At 45.4% G+C, this 26,754-nt stretch carries 24 protein-coding genes; 10 read left to right on the top strand and 14 right to left on the bottom strand.

The features are described 5' to 3' along the window. Window positions 1-11 precede the first annotated feature (11 nt). Together C7460_RS09280 and C7460_RS09275 are read right to left on the bottom strand one after the other, a co-directional pair. Entirely contained in the window at window positions 12-3,215 is a 3,204-nt protein-coding gene (locus C7460_RS09280; RefSeq protein ID WP_115867820.1) for a SusC/RagA family TonB-linked outer membrane protein, read from the bottom strand. A 279-nt stretch (window positions 3,216-3,494) separates the two neighbouring features. Continuing rightward, window positions 3,495-3,920, bottom strand: a complete 426-nt coding sequence (locus C7460_RS09275; RefSeq protein ID WP_115867819.1) for a hypothetical protein — start codon at window positions 3,918-3,920, stop codon at window positions 3,495-3,497. Between the two features lie 92 nt (window positions 3,921-4,012). On the opposite strand from C7460_RS09275, the gene C7460_RS09270 reads away from it, so the two are divergent. The 7 genes from C7460_RS09270 to C7460_RS09240 all read left to right on the top strand — a co-directional run bounded on the left by C7460_RS09270 (window position 4,013) and on the right by C7460_RS09240 (window position 10,335). Beyond that, on the top strand, window positions 4,013-4,723 hold the full coding sequence (locus C7460_RS09270; protein ID WP_115867818.1) for an ABC transporter ATP-binding protein: 711 nt from the start codon (window positions 4,013-4,015) through the stop codon (window positions 4,721-4,723). Beyond that, window positions 4,720-5,283, top strand: coding sequence for a cob(I)yrinic acid a,c-diamide adenosyltransferase (locus tag C7460_RS09265; RefSeq protein WP_115867817.1), 564 nt, complete (start codon window positions 4,720-4,722; stop codon window positions 5,281-5,283). The genes C7460_RS09270 and C7460_RS09265 overlap by 4 nt, the downstream gene beginning before the upstream one ends. Before the next feature lie 15 nt (window positions 5,284-5,298). Then, complete coding sequence (locus tag C7460_RS09260) at window positions 5,299-6,363, top strand: branched-chain amino acid aminotransferase (RefSeq protein ID WP_115867816.1); 1,065 nt, start codon at window positions 5,299-5,301, stop codon at window positions 6,361-6,363. Between the two features lie 130 nt (window positions 6,364-6,493). Next, on the top strand, window positions 6,494-6,952 hold the full coding sequence (locus tag C7460_RS09255; protein ID WP_115867815.1) for a CBS domain-containing protein: 459 nt from the start codon (window positions 6,494-6,496) through the stop codon (window positions 6,950-6,952). Between the two features lie 480 nt (window positions 6,953-7,432). After that, a protein-coding gene (gene prfB / locus C7460_RS09250) for a peptide chain release factor 2 (RefSeq protein WP_115867814.1) occupies window positions 7,433-8,519 on the top strand; the annotation gives its coding sequence in 2 pieces (ribosomal slippage) (window positions 7,433-7,492 and window positions 7,494-8,519; 1,086 coding nt in all). Then, window positions 8,519-9,667, top strand: a complete 1,149-nt coding sequence (locus C7460_RS09245) for an MFS transporter (protein WP_115867813.1) — start codon at window positions 8,519-8,521, stop codon at window positions 9,665-9,667. Before prfB ends, C7460_RS09245 begins: the two co-directional genes overlap by 1 nt. Next, the gene (locus C7460_RS09240) at window positions 9,664-10,335 is read left to right on the top strand and encodes a lysoplasmalogenase (protein WP_115867812.1); all 672 of its coding nucleotides are present in this window, start codon (window positions 9,664-9,666) and stop codon (window positions 10,333-10,335) included. The genes C7460_RS09245 and C7460_RS09240 overlap by 4 nt, the downstream gene beginning before the upstream one ends. Here the strand turns inward: C7460_RS09240 and C7460_RS09235 are convergent. From C7460_RS09235 to C7460_RS09205, 7 genes are all read right to left on the bottom strand, one after another. After that, entirely contained in the window at window positions 10,323-11,234 is a 912-nt protein-coding gene (locus tag C7460_RS09235; protein WP_115867811.1) for a hypothetical protein, read from the bottom strand. The genes C7460_RS09240 and C7460_RS09235 overlap by 13 nt on opposite strands. Window positions 11,235-11,255: 21 nt before the next feature. Then, a complete protein-coding gene (dnaJ, locus tag C7460_RS09230; RefSeq protein WP_115867810.1) occupies window positions 11,256-12,383 on the bottom strand; it encodes a molecular chaperone DnaJ in 1,128 nt (375 codons plus the stop codon). Between the two features lies 1 nt (window position 12,384). Next, entirely contained in the window at window positions 12,385-12,981 is a 597-nt protein-coding gene (locus C7460_RS09225) for a nucleotide exchange factor GrpE (protein WP_115867809.1), read from the bottom strand. A gap of 100 nt (window positions 12,982-13,081) precedes the next feature. Next, window positions 13,082-14,068 carry a GTPase ObgE gene (gene obgE / locus C7460_RS09220; RefSeq protein WP_115867808.1) on the bottom strand — a complete coding sequence of 329 codons (987 nt, stop codon included), beginning with the start codon at window positions 14,066-14,068 and terminating at the stop codon, window positions 13,082-13,084. Beyond that, window positions 14,068-14,646 (bottom strand): adenylate kinase, encoded by a 579-nt coding sequence (locus C7460_RS09215; RefSeq protein WP_115867807.1) that lies wholly within the window; start codon window positions 14,644-14,646, stop codon window positions 14,068-14,070. The genes obgE and C7460_RS09215 overlap by 1 nt, the downstream gene beginning before the upstream one ends. A 54-nt stretch (window positions 14,647-14,700) precedes the next feature. Next, window positions 14,701-15,237: a hypoxanthine phosphoribosyltransferase gene (hpt, locus tag C7460_RS09210; protein WP_115867806.1), complete on the bottom strand. Its 537-nt coding sequence runs from the start codon at window positions 15,235-15,237 to the stop codon at window positions 14,701-14,703. Further along, a complete protein-coding gene (locus tag C7460_RS09205) occupies window positions 15,234-16,148 on the bottom strand; it encodes a M20/M25/M40 family metallo-hydrolase (RefSeq protein ID WP_115867805.1) in 915 nt (304 codons plus the stop codon). The genes hpt and C7460_RS09205 overlap by 4 nt, the downstream gene beginning before the upstream one ends. A gap of 86 nt (window positions 16,149-16,234) precedes the next feature. On the opposite strand from C7460_RS09205, the gene C7460_RS09200 reads away from it, so the two are divergent. Further along, window positions 16,235-16,693: a hypothetical protein gene (locus tag C7460_RS09200; protein WP_115867804.1), complete on the top strand. Its 459-nt coding sequence runs from the start codon at window positions 16,235-16,237 to the stop codon at window positions 16,691-16,693. Between the two features lie 8 nt (window positions 16,694-16,701). Here the strand turns inward: C7460_RS09200 and sdaAA are convergent, their stop codons facing one another. After that, a complete protein-coding gene (gene sdaAA / locus C7460_RS09195; protein ID WP_115867803.1) occupies window positions 16,702-17,610 on the bottom strand; it encodes an L-serine ammonia-lyase, iron-sulfur-dependent, subunit alpha in 909 nt (302 codons plus the stop codon). A gap of 109 nt (window positions 17,611-17,719) precedes the next feature. Here sdaAA and hemE point away from each other — a divergent pair, with 109 nt between their 5' ends. Further along, window positions 17,720-18,742 (top strand): uroporphyrinogen decarboxylase, encoded by a 1,023-nt coding sequence (hemE, locus tag C7460_RS09190; protein ID WP_115867802.1) that lies wholly within the window; start codon window positions 17,720-17,722, stop codon window positions 18,740-18,742. Here the strand turns inward: hemE and C7460_RS09185 are convergent. The 4 genes from C7460_RS09185 to C7460_RS09170 are packed head-to-tail and all read right to left on the bottom strand — an operon-like array spanning window position 18,735 to window position 25,596. Beyond that, a complete protein-coding gene (locus tag C7460_RS09185) occupies window positions 18,735-21,059 on the bottom strand; it encodes a response regulator (RefSeq protein WP_115867801.1) in 2,325 nt (774 codons plus the stop codon). The two genes, hemE and C7460_RS09185, sit on opposite strands and share 8 nt — an antisense overlap. Next, complete coding sequence (locus C7460_RS09180; RefSeq protein WP_170147950.1) at window positions 21,056-23,389, bottom strand: response regulator; 2,334 nt, start codon at window positions 23,387-23,389, stop codon at window positions 21,056-21,058. Before C7460_RS09180 ends, C7460_RS09185 begins: the two co-directional genes overlap by 4 nt. Before the next feature lie 5 nt (window positions 23,390-23,394). After that, a complete protein-coding gene (locus C7460_RS09175; RefSeq protein WP_115867799.1) occupies window positions 23,395-24,396 on the bottom strand; it encodes a bifunctional heptose 7-phosphate kinase/heptose 1-phosphate adenyltransferase in 1,002 nt (333 codons plus the stop codon). After that, window positions 24,397-25,596 (bottom strand): pyridoxal phosphate-dependent aminotransferase, encoded by a 1,200-nt coding sequence (locus tag C7460_RS09170; protein ID WP_115867921.1) that lies wholly within the window; start codon window positions 25,594-25,596, stop codon window positions 24,397-24,399. 47 nt (window positions 25,597-25,643) lie between these two features. On the opposite strand from C7460_RS09170, the gene C7460_RS09165 reads away from it, so the two are divergent. Further along, window positions 25,644-26,708, top strand: a complete 1,065-nt coding sequence (locus tag C7460_RS09165; protein ID WP_115867798.1) for an outer membrane beta-barrel protein — start codon at window positions 25,644-25,646, stop codon at window positions 26,706-26,708. Window positions 26,709-26,754 lie beyond the last annotated feature (46 nt).

The following is a 26,754-nucleotide window of genomic DNA, read 5'->3' as shown; positions in this document are numbered from 1 at the left end:
CAATTTTTTGATTAAAAGCCTGCAGTAATACCAAGCGTAAACATGCGGTTGTTTGGATAACTTCCTCTGTCTATACCTTGTGCCTGATCTGAGGTACTTCCTCCAGTTCCGCTTGTATCAAATGATGGCAAAACCGGGTCAATATTTGAATAGCTCGTGATGGTAAACAAGTTCTGAGCCTGAACGAACACCTTCAAATTGACACCCGTGAGGTTTGGCACAGTGTAGCCCACCTGTAGGTTCCTCAAACGGACATAAGAGGCATCCTCTACATAAAAGCTGCTGTATGCACTACTATAGCTGTCATCCTGATCCAAACGCGGATACTTGGCATCCGACTTACCTTCTTCCCATGAATCAGTCAAACGATCGGCGCGAACGTTCGTGCTGAACAGTCTAAACACTGTAAATTCCTTGGTAATATCGAAGATATCATTACCAAATGACGAAAATAGAAATGCGCTAAAATCAAAGTTTTTGTATTGAACAGATAAGTTCAGACCTCCAGTAAAACTAGGGTGGTAGCTTCCTATCACATCCCTGTCCTCCAGATCGATTACTCCATCATCGTTGATATCCTTGAAACGGAATCGACCAGGAGCGGCTCCATCTTGTGTGGCATGATCATTTACCTCTGTTTCATCCTGAAAGATTCCATCTACTACGTATCCATAAAATGCACCAATAGGATGCCCTACCTTATTGATGGTCATATTTCCAAATCGACCTCCTACAGGACCAAAAAATGACTCCTGATCACCGTCAATTTTGAGAATCTCATTTTTATAATGCGCACCAATAAAGTCAGCACTAAAGACTACATCACTACCGATATTGGTATTATATCCTATACTGAAGTCAAACCCAGTATTTTTCATAGTTGCAATGTTTACAATAGGAGGAGCTGCATTTCCTTGTGTTGCCGGTATTGCAGGATCATAAAGTAGATCATTTACCTCTCGACTATATAGGTCAAAAACGACGTTCAGCTTTCCGTCGAGAAATGCCGCATCAAAACCGATATTCTTAGAAATATTTTCTTCCCATTTCAAATCCTGATTTCCAAGCTGGGTTAATCTATACCCTGGAGTAATTCCTGTGTTGCTCCCAGTAATGTCATAAAAGGCATCACCTGTGCCGCCACCAAACTGATTGGCAACTCTGCCTCCAGGAATATTTTGATTACCTGTGATACCCCAGCCTGCACGAATTTTAAAATCATCTAAAAAAGCCATGCTTTGCATGAACGACTCCTCTGACAGCCTCCAGCCTAAGCTAAACGCAGGAAATACCCCCCAGCGATTGCTTGGCCCAAAGTTTGACGAACCGTCCCTTCTAATCGTACCACTTAGATAGTATTTGTTGCCATAGTTGTAGTCTATCTTTCCGAATAAAGACAAAAGGGTAGAAAACCCACCAAAACTGTTCACATTCTTAGTGCCTGGATCTCCAAGGGCATCCTGAATGTACCAGGAGTCTGTACCTGTATTGATGTAACCAGCCATATCACCATTCATACCATTGTAGGAGGTTTTAACCGCCTCATAACCTGCAAGCACACTGAAGTTACTTTGGTTGAAGGTTTTATTATAAGTCAGTATGTTGGTCCAGTTCCAGTTCAGGTTACGACGGTAATCTTCGTCTAGTGATTTTACTGTATTTGGCTCTGAGTTTTCTGGTGTTGGGAAGTTGAACCCTTTGTAGATACTGCTCGAAAGGTCAAAACCAAACGTAGACTTAAATTGTAGCCCTTCGATAATATCTGCTGACCCATAGACACTACCCACCATGCGCTCTTGCGTGAAAGAGTTGTTTCTATTTTTCCACAGTTGAGCTACAGGATTACTTCCATTACCTAACGTGTTGGCCTTTGCACCTGCGAAATAATCTCCAGAGACGTCATAAACAGGAATGATAGGCTGCATTTTGATCAGCTGACCGATTCCAGTGTTTTCGCCACCTCCACCGGAGCCCATACCGCCAGAGTTGCGCTCCATAGATACTGCGAGGTTTTCTCCTATTGTAAAGCGTCCCGCTTTCCACTCACTATTAGCTCTAATGGAACCTCTTTTCCACCAGTTGTACTTCATCGTACCATCCTGATCAAAATAGTTGAAAGACACATTATAGGTCCCTGATCCTGTGCCACCAGAGATGTTGAGGTTGTAATCTTGAACCATGGCAGGATCAAAAACCTCATCCCACCAATTGGTCCCGTTTGCGCTTGCGGGCATGATTAGCTGGTCTGGAAATGAATAATCTGCCTCAGTAATTCCAAATTGACCTTGCAGGTTATTGGTTTGGTTTACCCCATCATTTGGCCACAGGTAATTAGGAATACTTGGGTTATTCGGATCACCGTAAATGTTTTGTGGTACAGCCAATCCTGCATTTTCATGAGATCGCTTGACCACTTCATGATAGTCGAACGGATCCTGAATCAGAAAATCATCATATCCTTTCACTGGTGTTGCAATTCCAGTCTTCGTATTTAGGGTGATTCTTGCCTGACCGGGCTTGCCTTTTTTAGTAGTGATGATGATCACCCCATTGTTGGCTCTAGCTCCATAGATAGAAGCAGAAGATGCATCCTTCAATACCTGCATCGATTCTATATCATTTGGGTTGAGCCAGTTCATGTAAGCGTCCTGCATAGGCACACCATCCACGATAAAGAGCGGATCATTGTTCTGAAATGAGCTTACCCCACGAATACGAACGGTATTTCGTGATCCGGGTGATCCATTGGTAGTCACTACCACACCAGAACTTCGTCCGTCCAGCTTTCCCAGGACACTTGCATCTGTGATTTTGTTGAGCTCCTCAGTATCTACGATAGACACTGCACCCGTGATATCCTCTGCGCGCTGGGAGGTATACCCCGTCACTACTACTTCTGTGAGTGACTGCACGTCATAGGTGAGCACAGCATCAATCTGGCTTCTGCCATTTACTGCCAGCTCCACGGCATTGAATCCTACAGATGAAAAGACAAGCACATCGTCTGTTGATGCGCCAATGACATACTGACCGTCAAGATCAGTCACGGTACCAGTAGTGGTACCTTTGATCAGTACTGTTACACCGGGGAGGGTCTCCCCGTCTTCCGAGCTTACCGTTCCTTTCACAGTCATCTGTGAATACGCAGGCAAACTCAACACGAACATGAAAAATAGGCAGGCGAATCCACCCACCGAAGTGTAGATTTTTTTCATAATGGTTAAGTCGATGAAACAATCGTTTTTCTCTGCCAACTCACCGACTTCTTCGATGATTTGACACCATCAAGTAAATCAATTTTTTTGTGATATATGAAATTTATGAGGGTATTATTTGTCTTTTTCTGGATTATTGAATGTTGAAAACGTTTCCAATTTCAATATTTCAAAATATTCTTTGGGGACAAAAAATCAGGATAAAGGGAAATTAAGGTGGTTTTCACCTAAAAATGTGTGCGCACACAAAAAATCAAAGTTTAAAAATAATTTATAATGCTAGCCCCCAACCGGACGGACAGTTGCTTCCTCGATAAGGAAAAATAAGTGCAAGGGATCGTCGGCATTGAGCTTCAAAATGCCGGTGACTTCTACATGCTGGTCCTGATCTGAATAGACTTTATCCGTGTAAATTTCAGCTACGGTTTCAGGGCCAGCATTGCCACAAAAAAAACAGTTGTTGTACGGAAATCGCGAAAGCACAAAATAACGTTGCTCCAAACTACTCTGCAGTGGTATTACATAGCCTTGAAGAGTAACTTCTTTTCCATCAAATGATTTGAGTTCCTCAGAAAAAACCGGCACTTCTGTCTCCTCTCCTAAAAACTCATCATAGGCTTTTACCAGCTCAAGTTTTTGGAGCGTGTCCCAACCTTCAAAAGTGGGCAACGAGAACCATAGAAACAGAAAAACTACCATTGACATATTTCACAGATTACTTCCGACATATTCTAACCAATATAGTGTGTATTAGTTCCACCAAAGATTCCACATCTTTTGGTTAGATTTATAGCATCATGAGCATAATTGACACCAAAGAAATAAAGAAACGCTACACCATGGGTAGCGAAACCATCCATGCACTGAAGTCTATTTCTATTCAGATAGAAAAGGGAGAATACGTGGCGTTTATGGGGCCTTCGGGATCTGGCAAATCTACGCTAATGAATATCATTGGCTGCCTGGACACCCCTACAGAGGGGCAGTATATCCTCAACAACAACGACGTAAGTGACCTTACCGAAAACGAACTAGCCGAAATTCGAAATAAAGAAATTGGCTTTGTTTTTCAGACGTTCAATCTGCTGCCCAGAGCTTCTGCATTAGAGAACGTTTCGCTACCGCTGGTCTATGCTGGCTACAGCAAGGAAGATCGAGATGATATGGCCATGGCTGCTCTGGATGGTGTAGGTCTGGCAGAGCGGGCATACCACAAACCCAATGAGCTCTCTGGAGGGCAACGCCAGCGTGTAGCAATAGCCAGAGCACTGGTCAACAACCCTAGCATTATCCTGGCCGATGAGCCTACTGGTAACCTGGACTCCAAAACCTCCTATTCCATCATGGATCTTTTTGCCGAACTCCATAAAAAAGGCAATACCATCATCATGGTAACGCACGAAGAAGACATAGCGGAATATGCTCATAGAATTATTCGCCTAAAGGATGGACTTATAGAATCAGATATTATCAACGAAAACGTACGATCAACAGCCCCAGTGGTATGAGCACAAAACTTTACACAAAAACCGGCGACAAAGGACAAACAGCATTACTAGGAGGCAAGAAAGTTTCCAAATCACACCTGCGCATAGAGGCCTATGGCAATGTAGACGAGCTAAACGCTTTTATTGGTCTGCTCAAAGACCACAAAGAGGTAGAACCACGAATCGGCAATCAGTTTTACTGGATTCAGGAAAACTTATTTTCACTTGGTTCCATTTTGGCCACAGCTCCCGGCTTCACAGGATTCGAATTACCAAAGATTACGGATATCGAAATAAAACAGCTTGAGGTATGGATCGATAAAGCCTCTGGTGAACTGCCAGAATTAAGAAATTTTATTCTCCCCGGAGGTCATGAGGTTGTATCTTTGTGCCACGTTTGCAGAACCGTCTGCCGCCGAGCTGAGCGCAGCATCGCAGCCCTGGCTGAAGCAGAACCCGTAGACGACACCATTATTGTATTTATAAACAGGCTCTCTGACTACTTTTTTGTAATGGCCCGTAAAATGGCCCAGATCCTGAATGCCCCTGAGACTCCCTGGAGTCCGGGAGAAGAAGATTGACAAAAGAAGACAGGCATGATCGAAACTATGGACATCAGCATCACAAAGACCACAGCGTCTAAACTTCCATCAGTGGATATGGAAAACCCTCAGTTCGGAAAAGTATATTCCGATCACATGTTTTTGGCTGACTATGAAGATGGCGAATGGAAAGACCTGAGAATCGTCCCTTATGGCGACCTCTCAATCTCCCCCGCTAATACAACACTTCACTATGCGTCTACGATATTTGAAGGGTTGAAAGCCAACAAGACTGAGAATGGTGATGTGCTGGTCTTCAGACCAGATGCCAATGCCAAACGGCTGCAACTAAGCGCAGAGCGCATGTGTATGCCTGCCGTACCTGAAGAGCTGTTTATGAATGCCATGACAGAACTCATCAGACTGGACAAAGACTGGGTACCATCAGCACCTGGCACCTCACTATACATTAGACCTTTTCAGATTGCTATGGATCCTTATATTGGCATCCGTCCTTCTGACAAGTACCAGTTTCTGATCATCACCGGACCTGTAGGAGCCTACTATGCAGAGCCCGTAAAGGTGAAGATAGAAACTAAGTATACCCGAGCAGCAGCCGGGGGCACTGGGTTTGCAAAAACCGGAGGAAACTACGCTGCAGCACTAAAACCAGCGGTGGATGCTCAGAAAGAAGGCTTCAACCAATTGATCTGGACAGATGGTAAAACCCACGAATTTGTAGAGGAAAGTGGCACTATGAACCTGATGTTTATCATCAACGACACGCTCGTAACAGCTCCTGCAGGAGACACCATCCTTCACGGAATTACCAGAGGTAGTATCATACAGCTGGCCAAAGACAAGGGCATGAAAGTAGAAGAGCGCCCAGTACGTGTCACTGAAGTAATTGACGCTATCAAAGACGGGAGTATGCAGGAAGCTTTTGGGGCTGGTACAGCTGCCACTGTAGCACAAATAAAACTCATCCACCACGAAGGTGTAGATTACGAACTACCACCGGTAAGTGACTGGAAATACTCAGCAGAATTCCTCAATACGCTCAACGGCATCAAAACTGGCCAATTGCCAGATCCACATAACTGGATTTATAAAATCTAAAAAATGCACAAAGCAGCTCCTGGAGCTGCTTTTTTTTGGCCTTTCGCACTCATCTCCCTTCCATCGTCATTAGGAATTTCGGTTAGGTTTCACTAACTTTTAATAAGTTGGACCAAACCCCTTTAACACTATGGTAAAAAGCTACAGAGGCGTACAGGCCGCAAAACCAGCACCTACCGCACAGCGAGTGACCGTTGGTGACTACATGACTTCCAAACTCATCACCTTCAAACCTGACCAGCAGATGGATGAGGTAATCGAAACTCTCTTAAAACATCGTATATCTGGAGGTCCGGTAGTCAATGAAGACGGTGAACTAATAGGAGTCATCTCCGAAGGTGACTGCATGAAAGAAGTGGTGCGCGGCAAATACAACAACATGCCAAGTCTCAGTGGCACCGTAGGCGAGCACATGTCCACCAACGTGATCTTCATTTCCCCTGAAGCTAACATTTTCGACACAGCTAAAATGTTTCTAGATAAGCGAATAAGACGTTTTCCGGTAGTAAACGCAGGCAAGCTTGTAGGACAAATATCACAAAAAGACATTATGAGAGCCGTACACGGCATGCAAAGCTCCACATGGTAATACAGCTATGGGTTTACTGGTAATATTCAAACAAAAAAGCTCCCAATGGGAGCTTTTTTGATAGAAACATAATGTACATTTCTAAGACCTTCTGAACTGGTTGAAAAGGTTCTACTACTACCTTAATCCGCTGGGATTACAAGGTTTTATTCTTGGGCTACTAAAACTAAGGAAATACAATAAAGGGGTGTTTGTCAAAAATAACAGATGTTGGAGATTCTTACAAAGTTTACCTCCATAAAAACACCTGCCACACAATGCTTTTTTCTAGATATATCTAAATCAATAAGCTCGTTTCCAAGTGAAACTACAAAAACATATGCTGACACGCTTCCTAAATTGGTAAAATCACAACGAAACCAATGCAAAATACCACAAACAGGGTAGTAAAGCATTCGTTTTTTCAACCGTAACTGCACACTCAGAGGAGCATTATATATAACTTCGCTGATCAATTAATAAACATCAAAATCTAGCAACATGACAACAGATCAGTTGAAAGACTTGAAGGCGCGCGTTTCGGCCTTGAGGAGGTATCTTTGACTATGATGCCAAGAAAAAAGAAATAGAAGAAGAAGAACTAGTTACGGCTCAACCCGACTTTTGGAATGATCCAGAAAAAGCGGAAGCAGTCATGAAAGGCATTCGCGGTAAGAAAACCTGGACAGAGCATTATGAGCGTGTAGAAACCGCGGTGGAAGAAGCGGAAACGCTTCAGGAATTTTTAGACGAGGGAGAGGGCTCTGAAGAAGAAGTAGAAAAAGCCTATCAGAAAGCACTGGAAGAGGTAGAAGAGCTCGAATTTAAAAAGATGCTATCCAGTGAGGAGGATCAGCTATCTGCGATGCTTCAGATCACACCAGGAGCTGGTGGCACAGAGAGCAACGACTGGGCTGGGATCCTTATGCGCATGTACATCATGTGGGGTGAGGCCAACGGTTACAAAGTACGCGAAGTGGACTTTCAGGCAGGTGATGTAGCGGGCGTTAAGTCTGTGACCCTGGAGTTTGACGGACCACTTGCCTATGGCTTTTTGAAATCCGAAAACGGCGTACACCGATTGGTACGAATATCACCGTTTGATAGTGGTGGACGGAGACATACCTCCTTTGCCTCTGTGTATGTATATCCTGTAGCCGATGACTCCATAGAGATAGACATCCACCCTAATGACATAGAAATGCAAACTTCTCGCTCTGGTGGTGCTGGCGGTCAGAATGTAAACAAGGTGGAAACCAAAGTGCAGCTGACCCACAAACCATCGGGAATCGTGGTAGTCTGCCAGGTGGAGCGATCGCAGCTTGCCAACAGAGAGCGAGCCATGCAAATGCTCAAATCCCAGCTCTACCAGCTAGAGCTTGAAAAACGCAATGCAGAGCGTGATAAAGTGGAAGCCGGCAAAATGAAAATTGATTTTGGGTCTCAAATCCGAAACTACGTATTACATCCTTACAAACTCGTGAAGGATGCGCGTACAGGACACGAGCGCACTGATGTACAAAATGTACTTGATGGAGATATCAATGATTACATTAAGTCATTTTTGCTTCATCAGCAAGAAAGCTAATGCTTAAACGATACTCCAAAAACTTTTGGTTGCTATCGTTTAGCAGCTACTTATTCTTTTCCTCCTTTACCATGATTATTCCGGAGCTTCCGGCATATCTCAGTCGTATGGGAGGAGAAGAATACATTGGCCTTATCATCGCATTGTTTACCTTGACAGCAGGTATCTCCCGCCCTTTTAGTGGCAAACTTACAGACAAGTGGGGCCGCATTCCGGTGATGGTAGTAGGAGCTATGGTAAGTGGCATTGCAGCACTGCTCTATCCGGTGTTAATTACTGTGCCTGGTTTTCTGTTGTTGCGACTTTTTCATGGGTTTTCTACAGGCTTTAAGCCTACAGGCACCTCAGCGATCATTGCAGATATGGTACCCGCCAACCGACGAGGAGAAGCTTTAGGAATAAGTAGTTTCTTTGGTTCTATAGGAATGGCGAGTGGGCCGGCCATAGGCTCGTGGATATACCTGGAGTTTGGTATCAACACGCTCTTTTACGCCAGTGCGGCATTTGCATTTGCATCTGTAGGAATCCTGATTGGTATGAAAGAAACGCTCGCCGACAGAAGCCCCTTTAGCCTGAGCATGCTCAAAATCAAGCGCTCCGACATTTATGAACCCACAGTGCTTACACCATCTGTAGTAATGATCCTTACTACATTGGCCTTTGGCACGGTGATCACTCTCGCTCCAGACTTTAGCGATTTTCTTCACATCAAAAATCGTGGGTTGTTTTTCATCGTATTTACGTCATCGTCCTTATTGGTACGGGTCATAGGTGGCCAGCTTTCCGATAGGTTCGGGCGCAGAAGTGTACTAAGGTTTAGTACCCTGATTTTATTTGTCAGCATGACCGTACTCGGCTTTTCCACGGATACTCATCAGTTTTTTACCGGCGCATTTTTGTTTGGCATTGGGTATGGACTCAACTCCCCCACGCTGTTTGCCTGGACCATAGATTTGAGCCCGGAGGCTAAACGTGGTAAAGGAGTAGCCACTTTGTTTATTTTCCTTGAAGTAGGCATAGGGCTTGGTGCACTCATTTCAGGCACGGTATATCAGGGACATCCAGAGCGCTTTCCGCTAATATTTGGTACTGCAGGTCTTTTTTCTTTTCTTGCCTTTCTTTACTTGCAGTTTTTCACCCGGAAATGAAATCCAAAATACTCCTCGGTGGCTATATACTACTGATAGCTATCCACCTCATCGCCGACCTGATATCACACGAGGCTTACTTTCAGCTGTCCAAAGTGGCACTCATGCCCATGCTGATGTTTTGGGTGTATACCCAGGCAAACGGCTATGTAACACTCACGCGGTTGTTGTTATTCCCAGCACTGGTAGCTTCATGGGGAGGGGATATTTTCTTGCTCTTTCAGGCTAACCAATGGTATTTTATCAGTGGACTCGGGTGTTTTTTGATAGGCCAACTGCTCTATGCGTTGATTTTTGCCAAGGCCAAAAATCTGCAGAGGTCTTTCTCTTTTTGGCAATTAACACCTGGAATCTTTGTGGTAGGCTTTAGCTTTCTGGTGATCACACCGCAAGTGCCGGGTGAACTATTGGCTCCGGTGGGGCTATATACACTTTGTTTGGCTTTGGTGCTTACTTCAGCTATGCGGCGCTATCAGGCCACTAATCATTTCAGCTACAAAACTGGCGTAATAGGCTCGGCACTTTTTGTATTGTCAGATAGCTTGATAGCCATAAACAAATTCTGGATGACGCTTCCTTATGCTACAATTTGGATTATGACCACATACTGTTTGGCTCAGTACCTGATCTGTTACAGCATACTGAAACATGACGATCAGTCATCATAGTGAAAGGCCACATTACCGAGTGCCACGTCTACTTTAAAGGTCATTAGGTTTTCGGCATCAGCCTTATAGCTCATGTTTACAAACACATTGTTTTCTACTTCCTCAAACCCATCTGCCATGCGCCTGCCACAGAGTGGACTATCTTTAAAATAGATGATCATGGGCACTTCTTTGCCGGGGAGGAAGATGTCCAGATTACCAGCTCCTACTGAAGCATCCACCATACAGCGCTGATTTGTGGACTTACTGAAATCCAGCAATGCCCTTCCAAACCCCACATTGGCCATCACATATTTGGCACGTGTGAGCTCCAGATGCCGGGCTACTACAGAGCCCATATCTGATTTCACCCAAAAGGTATCCATCGCAATTTTATTCGGCTCACCATTGTCATAATCCACCAAAATATCTGCACTTCCAGATCGCACTTTGAAGTTTTGAACAGAGGTTCCACTCAGATCTACATCTGCACTACCAAATCCATAATTAAGATTTAGGCGATATACTTTTTCTTGATCCAGAAGAATTTTCCAGTAGTTATCATCTTCTGGCATATCTCTAATCATGGCAAATAGCAACCCATCTCCCAAGCTGGAAGACTTATACTCTTGCAATGCCAATGATACTTCACAGGTTCGCTTGTCTACTTTTCGCTGGAAAGAAGGATTGATCTTATCCAGGTCTGGATTGCCATAAATAGAAAGAGGCCCCTCCTCGGTAGTTGACTTTAAAAAGCAATTACCAGTGGTAGCCTCTAATGTGAATGACACAGTATCAAACTGTGCCGACTCCTTTAATGTATAGAATTTCTTGAGCTGTGCATACGAGCACAGACACGACAGGCCCAACGCCGCTAAAAATACCAACCGCAACATGCCTTGATTTACGTAATCGGACATGAATTAGTTGTGTTTTTAGTGCTATGCACCGAAAAATTCTTTCATGTTTTCGAAGAAACTCTTATCTCCCTTAGATGGATCTGGCTGGAAGTTCTCCGAATCACGCATTGACTCCAGCTTCAAACGCTCGTCTTTGGTGAGTGTTTTTGGCGTCCATACGTTTACATGAATGAGTTGATCTCCAGTGCTATACCCTTCGATATCTTTGATCCCTTTGCCACGCAGGCGCAAAATCTTACCACTTTGGGTTCCAGGCTCTATTTTGATTTTCACTTTACCGTTGATGGTAGGTACTTCCATGTGAGTGCCCAGAGCCGCATCAATGAAGCTCACATGCAGGTCATAGATCACATTATTTCCATCGCGCTTGAGCGTATCATCCTGCTGCTCCTCTACTACGATAAGCAAATCTCCCGGCACGCCACCTGCCACTTCATTTCCCTTGCCGCTCATGCTGAGCTGCATACCTTCAGACACACCTGCTGGGATTTTAATGGAGATGACCTCCTCCTGGCGCTTCATTCCAGAGCTATCAGTACCTGGTGCTCTGCTAGAAACCGTCTGACCTGTACCTCCACATGCCGGACACGTAGACGTAGACATCATTTGCCCAAGCATGGTGTTCATCACTTTGCGAACTTGCCCTGATCCGTTACAGGTGCCACAAGTACCAAACTTGGTCTCAGGATCTACTACTAGTCTATTGACCTTGATCTTTTTCTCTACACCATTGGCAATTTCCTGAAGGTTGAGCTTGAGCTTGATACGAAGGTTTGTGCCTTTGCGCGTACGTCGGCCGCCTCCGCCTCCACCTCCGAAGAAGCTATCGAACGGGCTGCCGCCTCCACCGCCAAAGATGTCGCCAAACTGGGAGAAGATATCGTCCATGTTCATACCTCCGCCACCGAAGCCTCCGCCAGCTCCACCTACGCCCTGATGCCCAAAACGATCATAGCGCTGACGCTTTTCATCGTTTGACAACACCTCGTAAGCTTCCGCTGCTTCCTTAAACTTCTCTTCAGCTTCATTGTCGTCAGGGTTCTTGTCCGGGTGAAATTTGATCGCAATCTTTCGATATGCTTTCTTAATCTCATCCTTAGACGCCCCTTTATCTACACCTAATACCTCGTAATAATCTCGCTTAGCCATATTATGATTTTGCTCCCGTTACCACTTTTGCAAATCGTACCACCTTCTCATTCAAGAAATATCCGTTCTCCACTACATCCACGATCTTACCTGCAAGCTCTTCTTCTGCAGGAATCTGGGTGATTGCTTCGTGATAATCGTCGTTGAAGTCATCGCCTTTGGCTATTTCCATCTTTTTAAGACCTTTAGCCTCCAGCACCTTTTTGAATTTATTGTAAATAAGCTCTGTGCCTTCTTTGGCAGGCTTCATTTCATCGTTTTCTTCCATAGACTTGAGCGCTCGCTCAAAATCATCAAGAACCGGAACCAGGTTTTCTACCAGTTCTTTATTTGCCGATCCTATCAGGTCTATTTTTTCTTTGGCTGTTCTTCGTCTGAAATTTTCAAACTCTGAGTATAGTCTCAGGTATTTGTCTTTGGCTTCACTCACGTCAGCCTGTAGTTTTTCTACTTCCGAAACTTCTTCATCTGCAGCATCTTCAGCCACTGACATTTCAGCTTCTTCTTGAGCTTCGGTTTGATTTTCGGACTCTACTGCTTCCGCGTTTTGCTCTTTTTCTTCTACCTGATCTTGTACTTGATCTTTCTCTTTCTGCATTGCTAGTTTTCCAATTTTAAGACAGGGACGATGGGACAATTTCTTTGCCAAACACCCACAGGCTGACAAGTTGTCATAGATGCATGAATTCTACCCAAGACTAGTCGTTGAGCATCTGCCAAATTTGATCCTTGAGTGACGGAACTCCATATCCTGTAATGCTTGAAATGAAAACATACGGTACATCTGGTAACTCTGCTTTCATTTCTTCCATCAATTCTTCGTCGAGCATATCTGCTTTCGAGATGGCTAGCAGGCGCTGTTTGTCCAGCAACTCAGGATTATACTCACGGAGTTCTTTGAGCAATATTTCATACTCTTTCCGGATATCGTCTGCATCTGTTGGGATCAAGAATAGCAACATCGAATTTCGTTCGATATGCCGAAGAAACCTGATCCCCAGTCCACGGCCTTCTGCGGCTCCTTCTATGATCCCCGGGATGTCAGCTACTACAAACGAGCGATCATCTCTGTAGGGAACTACCCCCAGATTTGGCACGAGGGTTGTAAAAGGATAATCAGCAATCTCTGGTTTGGCTGCAGAAATCACCGACAACAAGGTAGACTTGCCAGCGTTTGGAAAACCTACCAAGCCTACATCCGCCAGGATTTTGAGCTCCAGAATGACCCATTTTTCCACTCCAGGAATTCCGGGCTGTGCATACCTGGGTGCCTGGTTCGTGGGGGTTTTGAAGTGTGAGTTTCCTTGTCCTCCCAGTCCGCCGGGAAGCAGCACTTGCTCCTCACCGTCTTCCATGATTTCCAGCAGCACTTCACCCGTTTCGGCATCTTTTGCCACGGTACCTATGGGTACATCCAGGTAGATATCTTCACCAGTAATTCCGGACCTATTGCCCCCTTCACCAGCGCCACCATGTTGTGCTTTGATGTGTTTTCGGTACTTCAGGTGGATCAGCGTCCACATCTGTTTGTTGCCTCGCAAGATAATGTGACCTCCACGACCGCCATCTCCTCCATCAGGTCCGCCTTTAGGCACGAACTTTTCGCGCCGAAAGTGCACAGACCCAGCTCCTCCATCGCCCGATCGGGCATAGAGCTTCACATAGTCTATAAAGTTTGAGTCCATTAGCCGGAAAGTCCGTCTATTACCGAGCAGATTTGATCAAAGATGCCATCTATAGAGCCTACACCATCAATCCCATTAAACTTGTCTTGCTCCTGATAGTATGCAGCTACTGGTGCTGTTTCGTTTTCATACACTCGTATGCGTGTAGTGATCTTATCATCATCCTGATCATCTACTCTCCCTGAAGTTTTGGCTCTGCCCTTGATACGCTCACGTAGCTCTTCCTCAGGCACTTCCAGTGCGATCATTCCAGAAATACTCAGCTCATTTTCGGCCAACATTTTGTCCAGCGCTCCAGCTTGGTTGATTGTGCGTGGAAATCCGTCAAAAATAAACCCTTTGCCATCCAGGTGGTCCTTGATTTTGGTTTCCACCATGCCGATAACTACCTCATCTGGTACGAGCTTACCTTCGTCCATATATTTCTGAGCCAGCTTACCGAGATCTGTGCCTTCTCCCAGATGCTTCCTAAAAAGGTCACCAGTAGAGATATGGACCAAATCATATTTTTCAATGATTTTTTCACTTTGAGTGCCTTTTCCCGCACCCGGAGGGCCAAACAAAACAATATTTAACATGCGAATTATTTTCTTTTCTAAAATTAAAGATAGTGATTTAGTGATAATGCGAATCTAGTGGATCGCAGCATATATGTCTGGGTACTGTCGCCCAAGGCCATCGTAATCCATACCATAGCCTACTACAAACTTATTGGGGATAGAAAACCCAAAATGATCGATAGCATATTTGCTCTTAAAAACTTCCTCTTTTAACAACAGTGTGGTGACTGTAACAGAAGCTGGCTTTTCGGCTTCTAATAACTCCATCAAATGACCGAGGGTGATGCCTGTGTCTATTATGTCCTCTACAATCATCACATGCCTTCCTCTCAGTGACCTGGACAGCCCCAACAACCGCCTTACATGGCCGGTAGTGCTTTCGCCCTCATAGCTTTTGAGCTTTACCATTTCCAAAGTCACGTTGATAGTGAGCTCTTTCATAAGGTCGGACAAAAACATAAATGCTCCATCCAGCACCCCTACTATGACAAGCTCTTTACCTGCAAAATCCGTATTGATCTTGGAGGCGAGCTCATGTATGGCCTGAGCGATTTCTGTACGAGACAAAAACGGCTCGAATTCTTTATTGTAAATACGAAGTGTACTCATAATCTTTCCATCAGGTATTTGTACATGGAAATCATGGCGATAAGGTCTTTCATGTGGACACGCTCTTTGGGTGAATGCACCTGATCTTCTGGCGCACCGATAAACAGCCAGTCTATCGGGTAGGGTGAATGGTGCACTTCTCTACCATCGCTCGACCCACCACCTTCTACTTCCAGCTGATAGGCGATCCCTGACTGAGCAGCAAGGTCCAACACACGGTCTAGAAATTTTCGACGTGGAATGTTTCGATCACGCATGGAGATGGCCACACCTTCTCCATGTCGCACACCTTCGGTAACCCAGGTAATATCTGAAATCAGGGCTTGTCTTACAGCTGGGTAATGTTGAGCCAAATACTGCACCAGTAATGGAACAGATCCTCCTCCGTGCTCCTCAAAACTAGAGAAAACAATCACACCATGCTCCAGGCTTTCAGCCACCTTTAAGGCATTGTAAATACCTAGCCGGTTGTCCATGTACGGCCCTTCGATGTACTCTCCATCCAGCTTTAGAGTGGGTTTCCAGGTGAGGGTAGTACCGGTAGCAATGGCTCTGGGAAAGTCATAAAAAAGCTGATTTTCATCATCTACCCGGAGTGTGCAGTCTACAAAGCCCATGGCATCCTTACCCACCAACTCATAGCCTGTTTCTGCATCGGGTCCGCCAATAGGCACCAACTGATCCTGATACCGAACCGTAAACCCAATGGTGTCCATGTGAGCGAAAATGGCTGTACGCGGATCCCCGAAAACCAATATCAAATTATCTTGAAGTTCGTCCCCATATAAAATTTTTGGGGCAACCTTCCAATCACTCTGATGGTCTTTTACGTATTTCACCAGGAAATCCCGCATGTGGTATTCGCTACCCGAAGGCGAGGCGATATCTATGAGTTGTTCAAGTAGTTTCATTGCTGAGCCCGCAAAGATAAGTTTAACCGAATGACCCCTGATGAATAAATGTGTATAATTTCACGATTTGAAATCGAAAGACCTGCATGCCCCTAATAATTAAGTACCTGATAGTCTACGCACTGAGCGCCTTTAAAATCATACTTGGCCCTACTATAGGGCTGGCTTATGGCTTTACAGTATTTGAAACCGCTGTGCTTTCGCTGGGAGGAATGATGACCACCGTCTATCTATTAAGCTACTTTGGTCCCGAGATCCGCCGTTTGTTTCAGCGTGTCTTTGGTCCGAAAAAGCCTCGCAAAAAATTCACTCGAAAGACCCGAAATTTTGTGAAAATCTGGCAGCGCTACGGAGTGCCTGGCGTGGCCTTTTTTACTCCAATACTGCTTTCGCCGCCTGGCGGAACCATTCTAGCCACTGCATTTGGGGGTAAACGCTCCGAAATCATCAAGTGGATGTGGGTATTTGGTGCGATTTGGGCTTTCATCCTCACCTTACTGGTGAAATATGCCAGTGATGTGCTTCAGGACCTGGGCGTTCTGTAGCGCATACATTACTCTTCGGAGACTTCATCATCCATGATTTCTATGTCTTGAATAAGAACTTTTCTCGCTATTCGCTGGCCGGTAGGTGTGGCGGCCAGTCCACCCTCAGCGGTTTCTTTGTATTTGGCTTCCATGGAGTGACCGATCTCGCCCATGGCATCTACACACTCATCTACAGGTATGACCGGACTCACATCTGCAAGAGCTATTTGTGCTGAGGAGTTAGCAATAGCAGCTGCACTGGCATTGCGCACTACGCAAGGTATTTCTACCAAACCGGCCACCGGATCACATACCAAGCCAAGCATGCATTGGATGGTAATAGCCACTGCATTAAACGCCTGATCTACGGTACCCCCCAACGCATACACAATAGCTGCTGAAGCCATTGCTGCAGCTGAGCCTGTCTCTGCCTGGCAGCCACCCACGGCTCCGGCTATGGAGGCACGCTTTTCAAGAATCAGTGCCACACCCGCTCCTACCAGCAGTCCTTCGAGTATGGTTTGATCTTTTAGCTTATGGATTTCCTGCAGAGTAACCAGCGTACCCGGAAGGATACCCGAGGCTCCGGCAGTAGGTGCCGCCACTACTTTACCCATGCAGGAGTTAACCTCTTTAGCCGCCAAAGCCCGAGCTACCAACCTCTGAAACTCAATAGATAAGACAGGCACCGGATGATTTGCCACCTTTCGTGCTCCGCCCTGAATCATTCCTGAATAGGAGTTCATTTCTTTCGTAAGCCCCGTCTGGACAGCATCTTTCATCACCTGATAAGCTTTACCCAGGCCATTCCAAATTTCTTCTTCGGATTTGCCTTTTTGCTCACGCTCATAGCGCAAAACAGGCTCAAAAAGCGGCTTATCTTCTTCCTGGCAATAGGTGCGCCATTCTTCAAAACTGTCGAATAATAGACTCATAGGGTAATGTTATTTATAGGGTATTACAAAGGTATGGGTTTTCTATGGTCTCAAGATTTTCTACTACAACAAATCCTGGCAACAGCAAATTCAACCTATCTTTGCGCCCATGTTGGAAAATGACTTAATCTTAAGAGCGGCAAGAGGCGAAAAAACAGAGCGTACCCCTGTGTGGCTGATGCGTCAGGCCGGACGAATATTACCTGAGTACCGAGCAGTGCGCAACAGCCTAAGTGGTTTTAAAGAGCTGGTGGAAACACCAGAACTGGCTGCAGAGGTAACCATACAGCCCGTGGATCTACTGGGAGTAGATGCCGCCATCATTTTTTCTGACATTCTGGTCATTCCAGAGGCTATGGGGCTCACCTATGAAATGGTAGAGAAGAAAGGACCGCACTTTCCTAGCACCATACAATCTACCGCTGATCTGAAATCGCTCCGAATAGCCACTCCAGAAGACCTGTCTTACACTATAGAGGCCATAAAAATCACCAAAAAAGAGCTGAAAGGAAGAGTGCCAGTAATTGGTTTTGCGGGCGCTCCCTGGACTATATTTTCTTATATGGTAGAAGGCGGCGGTAGCAAGACTTTTTCCAAAGCCAGAAAAATGCTCTACACGGCACCAGAGCTGGCTCACGAACTGTTGGACATGATCACCAAAAGCACGATAAGCTACTTGAAAGCCCAGATAGCAGCTGGCGCAGACATGGTGCAGATATTTGACTCATGGGCTGGAGTACTTGGCCCCGAACAGTACCGAACTTACTCCCTGCAATACATCGAAAAAATTGCTGCTGCGATTACGGAAGTGCCTGTTACGGTATTTGCCAAGGGTGCTTATTTTGCTTTAAAGGACATGCAAAAGGTGAGCTGCAACACGGTAGGACTAGACTGGAATATGGACGTGGCTGAGGCAAGACACTTGCTTCCCAACAAAACCCTACAAGGCAACCTGGATCCGTGCGCCCTCTATGGGTCATATAGCGAAGTAGAGGCAGAAACCAAAAAGATGCTGGATCAGTTTGTAGGCCACCACCACATCGCCAATTTGGGTCACGGCGTATATCCGGACACAGACCCAGACAAAGTCAAATGCTTTATCGAAGCGGTAAAAAGCTACTCAGCTAGCTGATATTTTTTATCAGCTTACGTTTGAGTTCTTCGGGATCAAATGGCTTGGTCACGCAATCGTTCATGCCTGCTGCCATTACCTGCTCTTTCACTCTCAGCAAAGCAGACGCTGTAAGAGCGACTATTGGTACAGAAAGGTTACTAGCACGAATCTCTCGTGAGGCCTGATACCCATCCAATATGGGCATTTGCAAATCCATAAGAATGATATCATACGATTTTTGTTTGGCCATTTCCACACCCACCTTGCCATTTTCAGCCACATCAACTATCATGTCCCAGTGACTGAGAAACTTACTGGCTATCATTACATTGGTTGGATTGTCTTCTACCAGCAAAACTGTTCGCCCTATGAGACGCTCTGCACCAAAAAGCACGGTGCTTTCCTGTGACTGCAGCTGAGAAGCTTCACCTATTTGATACCACTGATTAAAGCTAAACCGGGTACCTACACCAGGTTCACTTTCTATGTGTATGGCACTTCCCTGTAGCTCCAGTAGTTTCTTGATTATAGCAAGACCGAGGCCCGTACCGCCAAATTCACGAGTAGTGGAGGTGCTAGCCTGCATAAACCGCTCAAACACCACTTCGTGTTTATCTTTTGGTATCCCAATACCTGTATCCTCTATTTCATACCTTATTTTTAGTCGGGTACCTTCTTTTTGCAATACACCAACTCTTAGTACCACGCTACCTTCGAGGGTAAACTTAATGGCATTATCCATTAGGTTATTCAGTACCTGAATCAGGCGAGTTCTATCCACATATACCGGAGTGCTCAGGCGTGAGTCAATGTCTAAAACCATCTTCAACCCTTTTTCGTCAGCCTTAGGTTTGTATGACAGGTATACACCTTTAAGGGTGTCACGTAGGTCTGTGAGCTGCTCCTCAAAGGTCACTGTACCCGACTCCAGCTTGTTGTAATCCAATATATCGTTGATCAGGGCCGTGAGATGCTGTGCCGAATAACGCAAAGAATTTAGGTTTTGAAGCTGATGATCCCCGGGCTTATCCTTTAGTAAAAAATGAGACAACCCTACCACCGCATTCAACGGAGTGCGTATCTCATGAGATATGGTACTCAAAAAATCTGATTTGGCCTGAGAAGCCTTCAGCGCATCGAATTTGGCTATTTTCAGAAAGTAGGCGAAGCGATAAGATAAAATCAGGGACTGAGAAAAGAAAAACAAAATATACCCCCAAAAAGAAGCTGCTACCCATTCATCCAGGAGCCCAAAATAAACCAAAATGTTATAAGCAAACACTAAAAACACTACGGAGGTGCTTACTACAGCAAAACCAGATCCGGGGCGCTTGCGGATTTTGGCTTTCACATAAATGCTGAACGTAAGCAGAATATATACCAGCAACACCACAAAGAATGGCTCTATCAAACGGGTATAGTAATAAGCCGGAGCCAGCAATGTAAACAGTATAAATAGCAGGCATAAGCCACTGATTACATCCCACAGTACTTTTTTAGCTTCACGGGGGTATAGCTGATGCACGAACCTGCCAAATAAAAACACAGCAAGAAATAAGGAAATATATTCCAGGCGTGTAGCCACATACCAGGACATGTCTACCAAGGAATGAAGCACGTACAGGCCAAATCCAACTATCCGATAACTATAGACAATGCAGAACAATGAAAAGAAAAGGATAGACTTGTCGTGGCGACCGAAAAAGTAAAGGCCAAGAAAGAACAACCCACCCATGACCAGGCTACCTGTTAAAATGAGATCGTAAGCCACCAGTGTAAGCCACCGATCTTCCATATAGGAGTGCTCACCAATTTCAATACCCTCAAGAGCCCCTCCTTTGCTGTGGTCAAAATTGGCTATCTGAATGACGAGCTCATTAGTGTCTCTAACCTGGGGCAGTACTACAAACACCGGCTTCCATAAGGGCTGATAAGACTCTTTTTCTGAGGCTACCTCACCATTTACAGCTATTACATCACCATTAAAGTAGACCTTAAATGATGAATAGACATCTTCTATATGGAGCATATAGGTTTGGTCCGGGTCCAGCAGCACCTGAGTATGATAAGTTGCGTAGCCAATTGCAGAAAGTGTATCATGGCCTACTATTTGATCATTCCAAAGGGAGGGAAAATACAGGTAATCATCGGGAGGATACAGCTCATCCGGTTGCAGCAATTGATTCCAGTAAAACGCATATTCACCATCTAGCGCATAGGCCTGATCCCAATGATTCTGCCTCAAATCGATCACGCCCTTCTTAGCTTGTGATACAAGCAGGAGCGGCAGTAAAACGCACAGACTCAGTAGCGAATATCTGATTAGTGCTTTCATCGGCAAAACTGGGCCATTTTCTGATAAAGCTCTTCGGGCTCAAATGGTTTGGTCACAAAAGCATCCATACCCGCGTCAAAAATCTTACGCTGCTCTTCCATCAGTGCACTTGCTGTCAGCGCTATAATGGGTATGGACACGCCCCTTTGCCGGATTTTCCTTACAGCTTCATAGCCATCCATTATCGGCATTTGCAGGTCCATGAGTATCACATCAAATGCAGAATTCCCCACCGCATCAATGGCCTCTTGCCCATTTTTGGCCACTACCACTTTTGCGCCCCAGCGTTTTAAAAACTTTTCGGCTACCATAATATTTACGGCATTGTCTTCTACCAACAATACCTCCACAGGCAGCTGGTAAGAGTTGATAGTCTGTGGAGCATCACTGTACGCCGGCATACTATCGCGCACCACCTCAAATGCCTGAATGAAAGAGAACACAGACCCTTTGCCGGGCTCACTGTCCAACTTCAACTCCACGCCTTGCAAATTGAGCAATTTTTTAGTGATGGTAAGCCCCAGCCCCGTTCCTCCAAACTGTCGGGTAGTAGAACTGGTCGCTTGCGTAAAACTTTGAAAGATGCTTTCCTGCCGATCTTGAGGTATACCTATCCCTGTATCGATTACACTAAACTTCAACCTGACTTGATGAAGACCACCCGCCACCAACTCTACTTTTACTTTCACCACACCTTTTTCGGTAAATTTGATAGCGTTACTGATCAGGTTAGTCAACACCTGACTGGTACGCGTTTGATCACACCGTATTACCTGTGGAATGCGGTTGTCACAGTCAAACACCAGCTTCAGGTTCTTTTCTTCAGCGATGGGCTCAAACACTTTTTTCAAGCTGGCCATCAGCCCTTGCAATAAGACCGGAGTGTATTCAAACTCAATTTTTTCTGCTTCGATTTTGCTGAAATCCAAAATGTCATTGATGATGACCAGTAGGTTTTTGGCAGAAAACTTCAAAGTGTTAAGTGTTTCAACCTGGCTTTTTCGTGGGGAATCTTCCAAAAGATAGTTGGACAGGCCAATGACCGCATTCATAGGGGTGCGAATTTCATGGGACATCATGGATAAAAAATCCGACTTCATCTTAGCAGCATGCTCGGCCTGCTCCTTGGACCGCTTCAAACTGTCCGTGAATAGAAAAAATAAGATCAAGGATTGGAAAAAGAAAAAACCCAGAAACCCTATAAAGGTGATGATTTCAATCTCGGTAGCCGCTCCCAGGTAGATAATGATCTTGTAGCAAAATACCACCAATACCACCAATGAACTGATCAAAGCATACTGTGAGCCTCCGAGTTTCAGCTGATAGGCTCGAAAATAGGTATACCCTCCCAGCGAAATACCCGCTAACAATAAGAATAGATAAGCATCTACAATTCTTGTAAAAACAAGTGGGTGGCTCACTACGGTGATCAACGCAAATACACAAGACAATGAGGCAAAGATGTAAAACGGGTTAAATCGATATCTAAACGGGTATAAGTAGTGGGTATACATGGCAAAAAATGCCGGAGGCAGAAAAAGCGACAAATACTCCAGTTTCATACTCAACCCCCAGGGCATGTTTGGATAGATTATCTGTAGCGAATAATCGTCTGCCCCAACCATGCGATAGGCAAAGGTGAGGCAAAACAATGAAAAGAAAATAGCTGCTTTTTCCCGAAGGCCAAACAGATACAATCCATAGAAAAACAAGCCGGCCATGATGAGTGTGCCTGCCAGCAGCAAGTCATAAGCTAAAGTCTCTTTTTCCAGGGCATCTATACGTTCCTCAGCACCTAAAACAATGGACTCACGCGCCCCTCCTTTGTAATGTTGAAAATTTGATATCTGAAGCAGCAGGTTTAAAGTATCTACTTCATCATGCAACTCAATTACTCCTGGAACCCATCGGGGTTTTGATGTGCTGGGAGTGTTGCCCGTCTGCCCACAAAAAGGCACCTCCTTGCCATTTACAAAGAGTCTTCCTGCCGAATAAAGGTGCTTGAAGGTTAAAGCCAGCTCTGGACTGCTCTCTGGAAGAAGTACCTGAAGTCGATAGCTAGCTACGCCAAAGTTCTCCAGCTTCACCCCCTGGCGAGTAGTAGCGTCATTCCAAAGCTCTGGAAACTCAAAATAATCTATAGGAGTACTCACCTCATCACCCGGCTCCAGGAGCTGCCCCCAGAAAAACTGCCATTCGCCATCTAGCGGAACACTTTCTTCAGAAAAGTCCACATTGCGTAGATCAAGCACGCCCTGTTCTGCAGTTTGCGCAGTAGCAAAAAGCCCGATCAGCACACATATACAGGTGATAAAATAACGAATGTTCATTCGGTTCATTTAGCTGGCCTAAGCATGCCCAGCAGCAGGAGGTCTTCTGCTGCCTCCGCCATCAGCCGATCTGATGATAGAGGCACTACTCCAAAATGCTCGCATACGATACCACCACCTAAGTTAGCCAACTCCGCGGTAAATCTAAGCGGAAGGTGTATGGCCTGGCATAAAGCCGCAATGGACAACACAGTATCTCCAGCACCTGACACATCAGCTACTTCACGCAGCCTGGCAGGCAAACACCCACTATCCTCTTGTGAATCATAGAGCACACCGTCTCCAGACCGAGTCAGCAAGCATTGAGCTATTCCTTGGTCCTCACGCCATTGTGCCACACGTTCAGCCAATGGCAGATCCGTCCCTGGTACTGCAGCATCAAATTCCTTTGCATTTGGCTTAAAAAGTGTGACATCTTTGTATTTACTGAAGTTTTTAAACTTTGGATCTACAACCACAGGCTTGTTGGCAGCCTTGGCTTCTGAAACGATCATTTCGATCATGTCTGGAAACAAACACCCTTTATCATAATCTTGCAGAATCACCACATCGCAAGTGGGAAGTTGAGCCGAGATATGCTTCCAAAGCATGGCCTGATCGATGGCAGACAGGTCATCGGTGACTTCATCATCTACGCGCAGCAACTGCTGTCCACCGGCTATCATTCGGTGTTTCACGGTAGTAGGGCGCACCTTACTTTCTACAATAAAACGAGGGTCCAGATGATGCTGCAAGCACAGCTCAATAAGATTTGCTCCAGAAAGGTCATGCCCAATGACAGAGCATAATATGGGTTTAGCCCCTAATGAGGCAATGTTTAGCGCAACATTGGCGGCACCGCCCAGCCGGTGTTCTGTGCGCTCAGAGGATAGTACGGGCACCGGGGCCTCTGGAGACATTCGGTGTACCGCACCATAAGTGTAGGTGTCGACCATCGAATCACCGATGATCAACACCTTTAGATGTTTGAAGGCCTCAAAAATCTCCGAAATGGAGGTATAGACCATTTATGACAATTTAGAAAGCGACTCCTTGATCGCAGCAATAGCTCGCTTCAGCTCGTCTTCTGATGCAGCATACGAAAGACGCATACACTCAGGTGCACCAAAAGCCTCTCCGGTCACTACAGAAACATTGGAGTCTTCCAAAATGTACAAGCTGAGGTCTGTAGCATTTTCAATTTTCTTACCGTTTACACTTTTGCCAAAGAAGCTACTGATGTTAGGGAAGAAGTAAAAGGCTCCACCTGGCATGTTTACCTCTACACCAGGTATTTCACTAAGCAGGCCATGCACCATATCTCTACGCTTTCTATACTCTTTTACCATTTCATAAGATGGCTCCAAAGAGGTGGTAAGCGCTGTAAGTGCCGCTCGCTGAGCGATAGAGCAGTTTGCTGAGGTAATTTGCCCCTGCACTTTACTAGCTGCTTTTGCCAGCCAAAGCGGTGCTCCTATGTAACCTACTCTCCAGCCAGTCATAGCAAAGCCTTTTGCAAAGCCATTGATCGTGACAGTGCGGTCTTGCATGCCTGGTAGTGATCCTATGCTCACATGCTTGTCGCCATAGTTGATCAGTTCGTAGATCTCATCTGATAGCACCACAATATTTGGATGGTCTTGCAGCACCTCTGCGATAGCCGTGAGTTCCTCTTCAGTAAATACCGACCCTGTAGGGTTACATGGTGAGGAGAAGATAATAGCCTTTGTTTTGTCAGTGATGGCAGCCTTTACCTGCTCAGCACTTGGCTTAAAGTCATTTTCGATATCTCCCCCAACAAATACACACTTGCCTTCGGCCAGCTCTACTAGCGCACTGTAGCTCACCCAGTACGGAGTAAATACAATTACTTCGTCTCCCGGATCGAGTAGGGCCAGAAATGTATTGGCGATAGATTGCTTTGCTCCATTAGAAACCACAATCTGATCGGGTGAATAGTCGAGGTTATTTTCTTTTTTGAATTTTTCGCTGATCGCCTGTCTCAAATCCAGGTAACCGTTCACGGGAGGATAGGCAAAATATTTACCTTCATCAATAGCAGCCTTTGCACCTTCCTGAATGTGTTTAGGAGTCTTAAAATCTGGCTCACCCAGACTCAATGATATAACATCTACACCTTGCTGCTTGAGCTCGCGGGCCTTGGCCGCCATGGCGAGAGTAGCAGACTCTGCCATATTTTTGATTCTCTCCGATCTTAAATCCATTATATTTATTTTTTGAGGCCCAAAATTAAGCAAATCAAAACCCACAGCAAATGACTAGAATTATCTCTTTTATATTTATTTCCCTCCTTTTTTTGAAATTTTACAATGTCAACGGGCAAGATTCCGAAATGAAGTTTGGTTTTTACCTGGACACGTACTACGCCTACGACTTTAGCAAGCCCACAGAAAACCAGCGCCTGTACGTTACCCAGCATGACCAGCACAATGCCTTTCAGCTAAACCACGGGATCATAAAAGGTGCCTATGATGGGGAGCGCGTTCGTGGGAGTCTGGCACTTCAGACCGGCACTTATCCGGCCAATAACTATAGCGCAGAGCCGGACAAACTCTACCAGATGATTTACGAGGGCTACGCTGGAGTCAAGGTGGGAAAAAAGGGCTGGGTGGATGTCGGAATATTTGGTGGGCACTTTGGGTATGAGAGCGCATTAGCCATGGATCGGGCATTATACTCACCTGCACTAGCTACCGAATATACGCCCTACTACCAGTCGGGTGTACGGTACACTCAGCCACTGTCCGAAAACACCGAAATCCGAGCCGTAGTACTCAATGGCTGGCAAAACATAGGGGAAACGAACAATAACAAAGCTGTGGGGCTCGCTATAGACCATCGCTTCGGCGAACAGTTCATGGTCAGCTATGGAAACTACTACGGCAAAGAAAATGATGGGGACTCAGCTGTCAACCGGTTTCACAACAACTTCTTAATAGAGCTGGCTCCTGTGAATAAACTAAAAATAGTGGCCATCGCTGACTACACTCGACAAGAAGTACCGAATGCGTCAGACCACCATACCACTACGTTTCTCACCGGCATCATTAGCTATGAGGTGATCGATCGGTGGAGTCTGGCAGGTAGATATGAATATGTAGTAGACCAAAACGCCTTGCTACTTCCTGCACATGTTGGTGAGTTTATAATGAACATTGCTTCACTTACGGTCTCACATCAGCTCAATGATGCGGCTAACTTCAAACTAGAAGGCAAGCTCTACCGTGGGCCTTATGACAATTTTGTAGGAGAAAATGGCGTGGGTGATGCGACCATAGTAGTATCTACAGGGCTAATGATTAAGCTGGGAGCTTTATAAACTTGCTCTATCTTCATAAAAGCCAAAAAGCCCATCTGCAGTTGCA

The sequence above is a fragment of the Marinoscillum furvescens DSM 4134 genome (assembly GCF_003386095.1).
GTDB lineage: Bacteria > Bacteroidota > Bacteroidia > Cytophagales > Cyclobacteriaceae > Marinoscillum > Marinoscillum furvescens.
The sequence above is the reverse complement of the archived record's forward strand: the minus strand, read 5'-3'. Positions and strand labels throughout refer to the sequence as shown.

Excerpts from the sequence above, each read along its gene's own strand:
- C7460_RS09280 (WP_115867820.1), bottom strand. The coding sequence starts at position 3,215 with ATGAAAAAAATCTACACTTCGGTGGGTGGATTCGCCTGCCTATTTTTC.
- C7460_RS09275 (WP_115867819.1), bottom strand. The coding sequence starts at position 3,920 with ATGTCAATGGTAGTTTTTCTGTTTCTATGGTTCTCGTTGCCCACTTTT.
- C7460_RS09270 (WP_115867818.1), top strand. The coding sequence starts at position 4,013 with ATGAGCATAATTGACACCAAAGAAATAAAGAAACGCTACACCATGGGT.
- C7460_RS09265 (WP_115867817.1), top strand. The coding sequence starts at position 4,720 with ATGAGCACAAAACTTTACACAAAAACCGGCGACAAAGGACAAACAGCA.
- C7460_RS09260 (WP_115867816.1), top strand. The coding sequence starts at position 5,299 with ATGATCGAAACTATGGACATCAGCATCACAAAGACCACAGCGTCTAAA.
- C7460_RS09255 (WP_115867815.1), top strand. The coding sequence starts at position 6,494 with ATGGTAAAAAGCTACAGAGGCGTACAGGCCGCAAAACCAGCACCTACC.
- C7460_RS09245 (WP_115867813.1), top strand. The coding sequence starts at position 8,519 with ATGCTTAAACGATACTCCAAAAACTTTTGGTTGCTATCGTTTAGCAGC.
- C7460_RS09240 (WP_115867812.1), top strand. The coding sequence starts at position 9,664 with ATGAAATCCAAAATACTCCTCGGTGGCTATATACTACTGATAGCTATC.
- C7460_RS09235 (WP_115867811.1), bottom strand. The coding sequence starts at position 11,234 with ATGTCCGATTACGTAAATCAAGGCATGTTGCGGTTGGTATTTTTAGCG.
- dnaJ (WP_115867810.1), bottom strand. The coding sequence starts at position 12,383 with ATGGCTAAGCGAGATTATTACGAGGTATTAGGTGTAGATAAAGGGGCG.
- C7460_RS09225 (WP_115867809.1), bottom strand. The coding sequence starts at position 12,981 with ATGCAGAAAGAGAAAGATCAAGTACAAGATCAGGTAGAAGAAAAAGAG.
- obgE (WP_115867808.1), bottom strand. The coding sequence starts at position 14,068 with ATGGACTCAAACTTTATAGACTATGTGAAGCTCTATGCCCGATCGGGC.
- C7460_RS09215 (WP_115867807.1), bottom strand. The coding sequence starts at position 14,646 with ATGTTAAATATTGTTTTGTTTGGCCCTCCGGGTGCGGGAAAAGGCACT.
- hpt (WP_115867806.1), bottom strand. The coding sequence starts at position 15,237 with ATGAGTACACTTCGTATTTACAATAAAGAATTCGAGCCGTTTTTGTCT.
- C7460_RS09205 (WP_115867805.1), bottom strand. The coding sequence starts at position 16,148 with ATGAAACTACTTGAACAACTCATAGATATCGCCTCGCCTTCGGGTAGC.
- C7460_RS09200 (WP_115867804.1), top strand. The coding sequence starts at position 16,235 with ATGCCCCTAATAATTAAGTACCTGATAGTCTACGCACTGAGCGCCTTT.
- sdaAA (WP_115867803.1), bottom strand. The coding sequence starts at position 17,610 with ATGAGTCTATTATTCGACAGTTTTGAAGAATGGCGCACCTATTGCCAG.
- hemE (WP_115867802.1), top strand. The coding sequence starts at position 17,720 with ATGTTGGAAAATGACTTAATCTTAAGAGCGGCAAGAGGCGAAAAAACA.
- C7460_RS09185 (WP_115867801.1), bottom strand. The coding sequence starts at position 21,059 with ATGAAAGCACTAATCAGATATTCGCTACTGAGTCTGTGCGTTTTACTG.
- C7460_RS09180 (WP_170147950.1), bottom strand. The coding sequence starts at position 23,389 with ATGAACATTCGTTATTTTATCACCTGTATATGTGTGCTGATCGGGCTT.
- C7460_RS09175 (WP_115867799.1), bottom strand. The coding sequence starts at position 24,396 with ATGGTCTATACCTCCATTTCGGAGATTTTTGAGGCCTTCAAACATCTA.
- C7460_RS09165 (WP_115867798.1), top strand. The coding sequence starts at position 25,644 with ATGACTAGAATTATCTCTTTTATATTTATTTCCCTCCTTTTTTTGAAA.